Raw genomic sequence first — 10,977 nt, forward strand, 5'->3', positions numbered from 1 at the left:
AGGAATTTGTCAAAAGTCCTACTAGCACGTTGAGCATGTCGGTAAACAGGGTGGTAGGAATCTGAAGGGCCGGAGTTTAAACAAAAGCGAACATTCTTAGCGCCTTAGATCCTTGGCTTTTCTGCTCTCGTTGATAGATGCTGAAAAATTCGTCAGGATGGTATACAATCTGTTTAGCGAATTGGCTCGTTATCCGAGTATTTTTAAAGGGTTAAGGCAATGACCATCAGCGAAAAGGTCGCGGAGTACGTAAAGAGACAGCCTTACGGGGGCGTTTTTACGCATAAGCAGTTGGTGAAGCGCTTCGGAGGCCATGGTCCCCTCATTTCTCAGAGCCTCAAGAAACTGAAGGAGGCCGAGATTGTTGCGCCCCTCGAACGAGGCCTGTGGCAACGGCCCAAGCCGACCCGGTTCGGGCCTGCCTTTGCTACTCCAGAGAAGGTTGTTTCGGTTCTCGCAAAGGAACGGAAAGCCTTTGTCGTGCCTTCAGGCGCAAAGGCCCTGAATGAATTCGGGGCGTCGACCCAAATGCCAATGAAGCCTGTATTTATCGCGACGAAACGTATCCAGCCGATCAAGCTGGGAAAGGCCCAGATCGAGTTCAAATACAGCCAGGCCTTTGAACACGCAGTGAAACAGCTGAGTGGACTGTCAAAGAGTGAAAAAGAAACGGCCGCTCGATTGTGGGTAGCACTTGAGTACGCCGGAAAGGAGCATGTGAAGCGAGAGGAAAATGTGTTCAAGAACGTTTATCTCTCGCTGTCAGAGAAAGGTCAAAAAAAACTGATTTCAGCGCTTGAGGGCAAGCTGAAGTGGGCGCAACCAATCCTGGAGTAAGGCAATGGCTAAACCGTACCTGTTTACGCTGAGCGACGCCGAGAAGAAGGACCTGTTTACGGCGGGTGCATCGAGAACGGGATTGCCCAGCTACGTACTGGAGAAAGACTACTATGTGACACTGGTCTTGAAGCTTCTGTTTGAGAAACTCAAGCCAAACCATACCGGGAAGAGTTCCACACCGTTCATGTTCAAAGGCGGTACTACGCTCAGCAAGGTCTTTCAATGCATCGATCGCATGTCTGAAGACATCGACCTTTCGCTTGATATGAAATTCCTTGGGCACCCCGAGCCTGAGGGTGGGGAAAAAAACACTCCTCGAAAAAAGAGAGTTGAGAAGCTGAATTCGGCGGCGGCCGAGAACGTATCCAGCGTATTGGTCCCCTTCCTGCTTGAAGAACTGGAGCAGATTCACTCGGACTTCAGCGCTAAGGTGATGCCAAACGGCCTGGACATCGAGATTTTCTATCCTCAGCTTTTCCAGGCGCCAGCTGGCGGATACATAAGGCCGAGGGTGCTGCTTGAATGTGGTGGGAAGGCTGGCCTGGAGCCGTCAGACACCCACACGGTAACTCCGATGGTGCTAGAAGGTCTGGGAGTTCAGCACGATGACAGTTGCATCGTCGATGTTCTGGGATGTGATCGCACGTTCTTTGAAAAACTCACCGCCCTCCATGAAATCAATCACCGAGGCGTGGAGAGTCTGGGCGAACGTCAGTCGCGGCATATCTATGACGTTATCGCGATTCACGAGCAAAACCCCGAATTCATTGAAAATCAGGATTTGCTAGCCAAGGTTGTGGACCACAAACAGAAGTACTTCAAACGAGCGACGGCCAAATGGAACGAAGCGGTACCGGGCTCCCTCAAGATTATGCCCGAAGGGGAGGTGGCTAAGGCGCTGGAAGAGGATTGGGAGAAAATGGGTGTTATGTTTCCCGGTGATCTCCCGTGGTCTTTTGCCGACATGATGCAGAGGCTCAAGGCGATTAGCGATCAAGTAAACGGGCCGAAGGCCTCGGGAGCGGGTATCGAACCGAAGTCGATTTAAACGACTCTTACTGTATTAGCTCAATGATTTGGTTGCTAAGATCGCCTTGTTGAACGACGTATCTGATGACCGGGTTCGACCCCATTACTGCGGACATTCCTAAAAAGAAGCTGAACTTCTCCAAGGTAAAGTGATGATCTATTCGCCTGAGTGTCCGTTTTGCGACCAGGGCATCCTCTGAACTCAGCAAACAAAAGCGCACATCCGAGTCAGGGCTTTCGTCCGGAGACTACGAGCCAATCAACGCCATTTCACCCAGTATGATTAGAGGAGCAAATTGCAGACGCTGATTGATTACATGGCAGAGACGGCAATGCTCGCCTAACCTATTGTTTTATATGCAGCACGATTGATGGTTCAAAGTCAGTAAGAATGACGCCGTCAAATTTCTGCAATCATAAAGCGCGTTGCCTAACGTCTATTGAGTTTCTATGAATCTATCAGGTCCCAAAAAAGATCTCGACATCGCGAATAAAGCGATCGATTGCATGAAATCCACCACAGATTTTTCTGAGTTCCAAGAAAGCTGGGAGAATTTTCTGTTCAGAATAGAGAGAGCCTGGGAGTTCACCGAAAGAACGTTAAAATCGAAGAAGGGTTTCCAGAAATGGCATAAGCCATACACTGACCTGAGGAAAAAAGACCCTTTGCTAGTTTTTTTGCGCCAGGCACGAAATGCAGAAATGCATAGCGTTTCGCCCACAGTAACCAAGCCCCTGAAGATGTCAGTAGTCGACAAGAGTGGACGTGGTTTCCAGCTCAATTCAATTTCGTCACGGCTGGAAAACGGGACTTTGACGATAGATCTGGATTCGCCCGATATATTGCTCGATCTGGATACCAGAATCGTGCCTACCGATCCTGAAGTTGTGCGCTTCAAGAACAGAGGAAAGTGGTACAACCCACCATAGCAACATCTCCGGGAAAGAATTCGTGACCTCCATCCTGTGGCCTTGGCAGAACTTGGTCTAGTGTTCTATCGAGCTTATGTCTATGAAGCTGAGCTATGGAGTCAGAAAACTTAACAATGTGGTCAACGGGGCGCCAACTACGCTGCGCTCCGTTGGCGTCCATTACCACTGAAGTTATGTGTATTTATACCGCCTGTATGCTTGAACAGTTTTCAAGCAAGGTATAAAGTACTTTCGTGTACAAAAAACGTACACCGATCAGTCAGGTTAACTCCAGAATGCTCGGGCCTTGAGGAGGGTTCAAGATGGCTGTAAAGCATACACCAACAGGCGAAGTTCACAGCGGTAACAAAGGCGGTAAAACTGGTTGCGGTTTCGATACCCGTGAAAACCCAAGCCATTGGGTTTCATCGCACGAAAAGATCACTTGCGGCAAGAACGGCTGCAAAAACTGATTCTTACCTGGATTGCTTCCTCTACAGTTGGACTGAAATTAAGTCAAACGGTTGCAAGCTACGTAGCCTGTCAATCAAGAGCGTTCCGGCTCTCAGCCTACACAGGACGGTTCTGTTGGGCTGCTGTTCATTTTTGGCGTTGGGCACTACAGGAGAAATCCATGGCTTTGTACTTTTTGACTTATGACTTAAGAAAGTCGAGGAATTATCAACCGCTCTACGACGAACTCCAAAATTTCAGCGCCGTACGAGTACTTGAATCGACATGGTGCTTCAAGCGAATGAATACATCCGCAAAGGGCTTGAGGGGGCACTTTGCCCAATATATTGACAGCGACGATGGATTAATCGTTTCCGAGGTCACTGACTGGGCCTCTCGCAAAACAGATGGAACTCCTAACGATCTAGAATAGCTGACCTGCTCCCCTCAGTCTTGACCAAGACGATTTAGTATGGGGTAGGGTCAGGTCAGTAAGGCCAGACTGTGGTTGCCCTCGCTAAACACAGAATTCGAATGTTCGCTTTGCGACCAAGGCATACTCCGGCTAAGTGTCGAGTGGAAATTAAAATGGATTCTTTTGAAATAATTAGACTAGATGGTGATCCCAGTAAACGGGGAGGTCTGCCAGTTCTCTCCGGGCTGTTGCGGCGCCCAACTGAACCAGCTTGCCTCGACCAGATGAGATCATGAAGTCGCCTCCGGCAAGGGCCTGGATGCCGGCGCAATCGGTAATGGAGACGCGGTTGACCAGCTCTCCGGTACTGCCCCTGAAGATAATGGCGGTGCCACCAACTGGCGAGGCAGCAGCAACCAGATCGTTTTCCGGATGGGCAACTACGCTGGCGATATAGTTGGCCAAGGCTCTCTGGGTGTCCTCGTCAAATCGGTATTCGCGCAGTGTTCCCTTCTCAAGACGCGCCAGCAGGGGCGGCGTTTCATAAAGAGGTCCCTGGTACTGGTAGGCCACATACACGCGGCCACTGTCGCTAACGCTTACATGGCGTGCGCTTTGCTGATGGCGGCGGGGTTTGAACCTGCCAACGATGCTGCCTGAATGGCGATTCATCAGTAAGAGCGCAGGATCCATGGTTTGCAGATTGAGCTTCATGCGGTCGTAATCCGGATGGGTCAGGATGCCGCCAAGGCCTATCACCAGGGTCTCGCCGTCAGGGTGCAGGGTCAGCTCATGGGGGCCGATGCCATTCAGATCAAAGGTATCGGTTCGCTGGTAATCCTGCTCGGCGTCGTAGACCGCAATAATGCCCTCTCCCTGTTCGTACCGGCTGGCGGTGACGTACAGCCACCGGCCATTGGTCGAAAACACACCGTGGCCGACAAAGTGTTCGCCGGCTTTTGCGTCTACGCGGTGTTTTTGGAATCCGGAGTTTGTACCAAACACGTAAAACGACCATCCGGGGCGGCGCTCGAAAAAGACGGTTTCATCCATGCCAGGGCGGTTGCATCCGCTATGGCAGCGAGTTTCGACCGGCGTCTGCCAGAGGATGCTGCCGCTGCGGTCGAAGGCGCTGACTCCAAAGCTGCCGTTGGGCAAGCCAACGGCGCCGACATAGCTTTCAGGTTGGCCCGAGGCTTTTCTGGGAAGCAGGGAACAGCCGGTCAGGCCCACGGAGATCCCGCCGGCAAGGGACGTTTTGAGAAGAGTCCTGCGGCTCAAGCGCATGCTATCAGCCTCCTCAGTCGCCATCGCTTGAATTGAAGCCTCTTACCACACCAAGAGCAACCGCCGCCTGGTCATTAACTAATGTGGTCAACTGGGAAATATCGACATAGAGGCTCTGCAGGACACGGAACTGGTCCTCTTCGTTCAGGGCAGTTGCCATCGGCAGGTGGGCACCGGGAAAGTTCTGCTGAACCTCGCTGAATTGCTTGCGAATTCGCTCTGCCAGGTCGGGCTCACTCTTCGCTTCCAGCAATGTCGCGAGCCCCGGCAAAAAGAACTGTCGCAGGCCATCCACAGTGGCCTCAATGGTCATCAGGGTGTTACCACTGCGCCAAGCGTCCGTGATGTAGGGATTGCGTTTGCCATTCCCGCGAAGCCCCATGGGTTGAGCCAGGCGACGCTCCTCCAGGATTTCCAGCGTGGCCATCCCCGCGCGGATCGTAGTGTCGAAGTACTGAGCAGTCTCCAGGTAGTGCGGCCCAAAAGCCAGCCAGCCAGCCATTAATTCGCCGCTGTTACTTTTCACGTGCCCGGCCACGTTGGTCAGCAACTCGCAGGTCCGGGCGCTAGGCAGCGCATTGTCCCCGGCATTAAGCTGTTGGTCGAACAGCAGGTATTCCATCATCGGGAAGCCCTGCACAGCGACACCGGACTGGCTGACTACCTGGGGAGTGATCGCTTCATCGTTGCCGATCAGGTAGGCGGCTTTTCGTGCAATCAGATTCTTTGGATCCGGCCAGAACTGGAATTGCCAGGAAAGGTTGTTGTTTTCGACCGGCCCGAAGTCGACAAACCTTACCCTTTGCCAGGCCAGGAAGGCGTCGAGCCAGGCCGCTTCCAGGCGTGCCCGACTGTCTTCGGCGGACTCTACGCAGTAGTCCCTGGCGGATTCAGCCAGCTCACTCGTTTCCGTTGTCAACGACTGATAGCCGGTCGCAATGCCCTCATGCCACTGTTGGCGGGCCTCGGTGTCGGCATCGCTTGCCCACGCAAAGGGCGAGGTTGCGACCAGTATAGATGTGCACAAGAGTCTGGCGATCGGTTGCATGGCTGATCCTCAGAGTGAATTCAGGAAATCAATCAGGGCCGTACGATCCTCCGACGACATCCGGCGGTAACGATCCGCGGCCGCCTTAGCCTCGCCTCCGTGCCAGAGTATGGCTTCTTCCAGTGTGCGGGCGCGGCCATCGTGCAGGAACCCGGCCTGGGGATTAACCACCTGGGCCAGGCCAATGCCCCAGAGTGGCGGCGTTCGCCATTCATTGCCGTTGGCCAGGAATTCATCGCGCCCATCGGCCAGAGCAGGCCCCATATCGTGTAGGAGCATGTCAGTGTAGGGCCAGATGGTCTGGTTACTCAGGTCAGGTCGGTCGGCAACCTCTCCGGTCTGGTGCTTTGGCGTGTGGCAGCTGGCACATCCACTTTCATTGAACAGTCTTGCCCCCCTCTGGACGGATTCGGACCCAAGGTTTCGACGGGCGGGTACGGCCAGACTCTTTGCATAGAAGGTCACGAAGTTTGCGACCTTGTCGCTTACCTCCGGCTCTCCACCATGGGTAAATCGCTCACAGTTCTGCTCCGGTGTGCAGTCGGTTGTGGGTTTTATTGAGGAAGTAAGGCCCATGTCCCCCGCAAATGCACCCATGCTCTGCTGGTGGACATCCGGCTCAGCCGCCTTCCATCCGAACCGACCTGGCAGCGTCTGTTTCGTTGCCACATCCCAGACCTGGTTGAGCTTTCCGGAAATGCCGGTGCCGTCCGCATCATCCGGGTCATGGAGGGCCTTCAGGTCTTTGATGGGGATAGCTTCCAGCAACCCCAGGCCAATCATCTGTGGTGCCACCCGCGGCGAGACCAGCAGGTTGTCAGGGAGAGGGCCGTAATTCGGGTTCTCGATGCGATAAACAGGCTTGCGCAGCTTCACCACCGTGCCGTCCGCGAGGGTTTTCTTCACCGGCGTCCACTCGACGATTAAATCGGCCTCCGGTTTTGCCGCAGGCAGTGCCGCTGTCTGCAGCTGGCTTCCGTATACTGGGGCCGGTTTAAAACCGTGCTTGCGCAAAATCTCGGCGTCCATCTCCGGGTCTGCAGGCACGGCCAGCCTCAAAAACAGGGAGACCGATGGTTCGTCAACACCGGGGGGATGTCCGCGACCATCCTTGATATGACATCCCTGACAGGAGTTGGTATTGAACAGCGGGCCCAGGCCATCACGGGCATCAGTGCTTGCCGGAGCTTCGACCCAGGGATTCCGAAAAAAACTGTTGCCGACACTGAAATCCAGACGTTTGGTCATGGACAGGTTGCCCAGGGGAAGTGAGTAGGCGTTGGTGTCTGACTGTTGTACGGTTCCCTCGCCGCCGGTGGCAGGCGTGGTCTGAATCGGATATCCCGCATGGGTTTCTGCCTGCACAGCCTGAATACCGAGTGCCAGTGGCAGCAAGCAGAGTAAAAGTGTTGGTTTCATAACGACTCGCGCTGTCGGAATTGAAGAAGCCATGGAAAACAACCTTTGAAGAAAGGAGGGCTTTCCATGGCTTACTCGGGTCCTGATGATACCGGGAGTTCGTGACTCCCGGTATCCACTTGCTGCAACCGGTTCAATCAGAAAGAGTGGCCGGCGTCATCCGGAGACAGAGCTTCAATACCAATGTCCCGCGCAGCCTGCTCAATGGAACCGGTCTGTGCAACCAGCGCCATAATGGCATCGTTGACGATACGGGTTCCCTCGGCATTACCCGGTGCGATCATGGTGTCGAAAGCCATCGGATTTTCGCTGCTCTCTGCACGAGCCTTCATCAGAGCAAGGGCTTCCATGGAGGCATCCAGCTGATTGTTCAGGCGGGCGTCCAGCTCGGGGTTGCTTTGCTGAACCAGATCAGACAGGGAAGGACCGGTCACCAGGCTGCCATCTACCCGACGGTAGGTGCCGGTGTAAACGTTCTGAATTCCCTGGCCGTTGTAGTAATGGGAATTGTGGGTATTGTCGCTGAAGCAGTCGTGCTCATCCTCATAGGAGTTGGCTTCCAGGGCGACCTTCATTCGCTCGCCGGCCAGCTCGCCCAGGGACAGTGAACCCATGCCGAACAACATTTTCTGAACGCCCTCGTTGGCTTCAGCGGCAGTCAGCTGGGCGCGGTAGTTATCGCTGGCACTCGGCGCCCACTGGGCTACCATCCACTCCAGGTCGGAGACCAGGAGGTCGGTTACCGCGTCCAGATATTCTCCACGACGCTCGCAATTGCCATTTGTGCAGTCCGCACCCCTGGCGTAATCCGTGACCGGACGCTCACCAGCCCCACTCTCAAAACCATGGAGATCCTGACCCCAAAGCAGGAACTCAACCGCATGATAGCCGGTGGCCACGTTGGCTTCCGAACCACCCACTTCGTTCAAATCGGCCAGTAGTTCAGGAGATAGGGAGGCCACGTTCAGTGTCTCACCACCCACATTGATACTGTTGCTTGCGATGATGTTTGCGGTGGCGCCGGAATTGCCCAGCTCGTGCTGATATCCGTCCGCCTTAACATAGTCAATCAGGCCCTCATCCAGTGGCCAGGCGTTCAACTGGCCTTCCCAGTCATCGACGATAGCGTTGCCGAAACGAAAAACTTCGGTCTGCTGATAGGGAACTCGCGCTGCAAGCCAGGCTTCTTTAGCGGCGGCCAGGTTGGCTTCGGTCGGATTGGCAATCAGCCGATCGGTAGCTTCGTCCAGCGCACGGGCGGTAATCAGTGCGTCTTCATAGTTGGCGTGAGCCAAGTCGGCGTAGTGGTTGACAACTGATGCTTTGGTGGCAGGTTCTGAGTTGTCGGCAGACCAGGGAGTGTTGGCGCAACCGGCGGTAAGCACCGCGGCAACAGTCAGAGCCAGCGGGGCTGGGCGAAACGCGCTTCTCATTTTTTGCTCCATTTATAATTAATCATGCAGATCGAAATTACTATCATTTAGTATTATGGACTCTTAACCCACACACCGCAAAGGGACTTCAATTGAGATGGGTCAATTCAAAGCCCGATAATCTTAAATGTAAATGATAATAGTTTGCAAAAGAGTTTGGTGGTGCTACCTTTTGTTGAGGCAGCACCGACAACGCCGAGGGAGGCAATATGAGTGATTCTGTTGTGCATCTGGCTGGCTCATCTCAGAATATTTTTACGGCCTGGCAGTCGCTCCGACGGTCCGTGGATTCGGACTTGAAGCGAAAGGCCAGCCAGCCGAAAAATCCGCGAGATCGAGGTAGTAGGGGCCTCGCTCGCTGAGCGCTGTCTTGATCGATCGACTCTCGGCAGTGCCAAACGTCAGGCTCATAAGAAAACTCTCCAGAGCATCCAGCTTCTGCTGAGTAAGGCCCGGCGGTTCCAGGATCTCCGAGGTTTCAGGAAACAGCGGATCGTTCTGCTGCTGTGCTGCAGGTTTTGTTCTGGGCGCGCCGTCATTTTCTAGGCGCCTCCTATGGATGGAGTTCCAAGACTCTCCTGAATGTCCGCTTTGCGACCAGATTGGCCGTCAGAGAACAATCTTCTGAACCATACTTAAAGGCCCTTATTCTCCAAAGAGGGCCTCGTCATGGCATTACCTACCAGCAAAGCTCCCTGGAACAAAGGGAAGCTCGTCGGCCAGAAGCTACCGCTCAAACTCGAACAAATATGGGCTATCCGTATTCGGTTAGAGATAGCGAAGAACATCTGCGAGCTGGCGATGTTCAACATGGCAATTGACTGCAAACTCCGATCCTGCGATCTGGTAAAGCTTTTGGTTCGAGATATTTCCAGAAACGGTGAGGTTCTGGACCGGGCGCAAGTCATCCAGCAGAAGACCAGTCAGCCTGTTCAGTTTGAGATAACCAAAAAGACACGCGAATCGGTCGAAGCATGGATCGAGTTGCGCGGACTCTCGGGTATGGATTATTTGTGGCCGAGCCGGATACGAAAGTTCGACCATATCACTACCCACCAATACGCCCGCCTTGTCAAAAAGTGGATTACCAGCATTGGACTTGACCCTTCAGTCTATGCAACCCATTCAATGAGACGCAGCAAAGCGACATTGATCTACAAGAAGACCAAGAATCTTCGAGCCGTCCAGTTGCTGTTGGGACACACGAATATGTCGAGCACCGTGCGGTACCTTGGTGTGGAGGTCGAGGATGCTCTAGAGATAGCTGAGAGTATTGAGATCTAGGAGTCTGCGCGGCAGGAGCCACCTTCTGGCATAATACGTAAAAATTCTTCAGCGCCGGAGAATCCGATGGGAACCACCTTCCGCCCGTATTCGCCTGATCAGGAACTGCTTCTTCCCCCGAGCCTGAATGAGTGGCTGCCCGAAGGGCATCTGGCCTATTTGTCAGCTGCTACGGAAGATGAAGTTTCGCAGGTTGTTGATGGGACCAAAGGCATACATGGATTGATTCGGAAATCGGATTTTAAAGAAGTTATGGAGAACGAGAAACAGCAGCAATAATACAGATAATGTCGGCCGGGTTAACGGATATTAAACCTCCGAGCGCGCTGCGCTACTGTCACCGGCCGACATTCTGTTTGACCAAATCTCACCATTAACGCGCCGTGGTATGCGAGGTCATCTTCATTCCTGTGATAGGCGGTGGGCAGCCAGGCAGCACAGATGCTTAGCCCTTTAGCCCGTACTTCTTGCTTAAACCGCTGAAGGGGGGACCCCCATTCCACGTGAAGCCTGCCAGAGGGGAGTCACCGACCACGGCACTAATCCTCAATAGGTAATTAGCTGGCGGCGGTGGTGGAGTGCCGGCCACGCCGGTTTTCCACCGCTTCCTGCAAGTCTCGCTGGTTCCCTGCGCTCAGCGTCCTCAGCACCAGGCCATCCTGAATCAGCAAATGGACCTTGGCCAAGTTCGTCAGGAGCGTGGAGTATTGGCCTTAGCCATAGGCGATGGCCAGCTCCCTCCCATAACAACGGAGCACGCAAGTGCACCCCGCCCGACAGATGGGTCTCTTCCGTTTTGTGTGGAACATTAGCTTGCAACCATTCTCTGTAATGGCGTCTGGAACGGGTTTGCTGGC

At 53.9% G+C, this 10,977-nt stretch carries 10 protein-coding genes; 6 read left to right on the top strand and 4 right to left on the bottom strand.

The window, feature by feature from the left end; all coding sequences use genetic code 11:
- Positions 1-219 precede the first annotated feature (219 nt).
- The 4 genes from MLC59_RS18770 to MLC59_RS18785 all read left to right on the top strand — a co-directional run bounded on the left by MLC59_RS18770 (position 220) and on the right by MLC59_RS18785 (position 3,254).
- Entirely contained in the window at positions 220-837 is a 618-nt protein-coding gene (locus tag MLC59_RS18770) for a DUF6088 family protein (RefSeq protein ID WP_199480692.1), read from the top strand.
- A gap of 4 nt (positions 838-841) precedes the next feature.
- Positions 842-1,888 (top strand): nucleotidyl transferase AbiEii/AbiGii toxin family protein, encoded by a 1,047-nt coding sequence (locus MLC59_RS18775; protein ID WP_248237134.1) that lies wholly within the window; start codon positions 842-844, stop codon positions 1,886-1,888.
- Positions 1,889-2,319: 431 nt separating this feature from the next.
- Entirely contained in the window at positions 2,320-2,799 is a 480-nt protein-coding gene (locus tag MLC59_RS18780; protein ID WP_248237135.1) for a hypothetical protein, read from the top strand.
- A gap of 305 nt (positions 2,800-3,104) precedes the next feature.
- A complete protein-coding gene (locus MLC59_RS18785) occupies positions 3,105-3,254 on the top strand; it encodes a hypothetical protein (RefSeq protein ID WP_248237136.1) in 150 nt (49 codons plus the stop codon).
- Positions 3,255-3,841: 587 nt separating this feature from the next.
- Here the strand turns inward: MLC59_RS18785 and MLC59_RS18790 are convergent.
- The 4 genes from MLC59_RS18790 to MLC59_RS18805 form a co-directional block, all read right to left on the bottom strand.
- Entirely contained in the window at positions 3,842-4,882 is a 1,041-nt protein-coding gene (locus MLC59_RS18790; RefSeq protein ID WP_248237137.1) for a DUF1513 domain-containing protein, read from the bottom strand.
- 67 nt (positions 4,883-4,949) lie between these two features.
- Positions 4,950-5,984 carry an imelysin family protein gene (locus MLC59_RS18795; protein WP_248237138.1) on the bottom strand — a complete coding sequence of 345 codons (1,035 nt, stop codon included), beginning with the start codon at positions 5,982-5,984 and terminating at the stop codon, positions 4,950-4,952.
- Between the two features lie 9 nt (positions 5,985-5,993).
- Positions 5,994-7,403, bottom strand: coding sequence for a di-heme oxidoreductase family protein (locus MLC59_RS18800; RefSeq protein ID WP_248237139.1), 1,410 nt, complete (start codon positions 7,401-7,403; stop codon positions 5,994-5,996).
- A gap of 137 nt (positions 7,404-7,540) precedes the next feature.
- A complete protein-coding gene (locus tag MLC59_RS18805) occupies positions 7,541-8,836 on the bottom strand; it encodes an imelysin family protein (protein ID WP_248237140.1) in 1,296 nt (431 codons plus the stop codon).
- Between the two features lie 669 nt (positions 8,837-9,505).
- Between MLC59_RS18805 and MLC59_RS18810 the strand changes: the two genes are divergently transcribed.
- Both MLC59_RS18810 and MLC59_RS18815 read left to right on the top strand, forming a co-directional pair.
- Complete coding sequence (locus MLC59_RS18810) at positions 9,506-10,120, top strand: tyrosine-type recombinase/integrase (protein WP_248237141.1); 615 nt, start codon at positions 9,506-9,508, stop codon at positions 10,118-10,120.
- Positions 10,121-10,186: 66 nt separating this feature from the next.
- Positions 10,187-10,399 (top strand): hypothetical protein, encoded by a 213-nt coding sequence (locus MLC59_RS18815; RefSeq protein WP_248237142.1) that lies wholly within the window; start codon positions 10,187-10,189, stop codon positions 10,397-10,399.
- Positions 10,400-10,977 lie beyond the last annotated feature (578 nt).

The sequence above is a fragment of the Marinobacter bryozoorum genome, assembly GCF_023156245.1.
Lineage (GTDB): Bacteria > Pseudomonadota > Gammaproteobacteria > Pseudomonadales > Oleiphilaceae > Marinobacter > Marinobacter bryozoorum.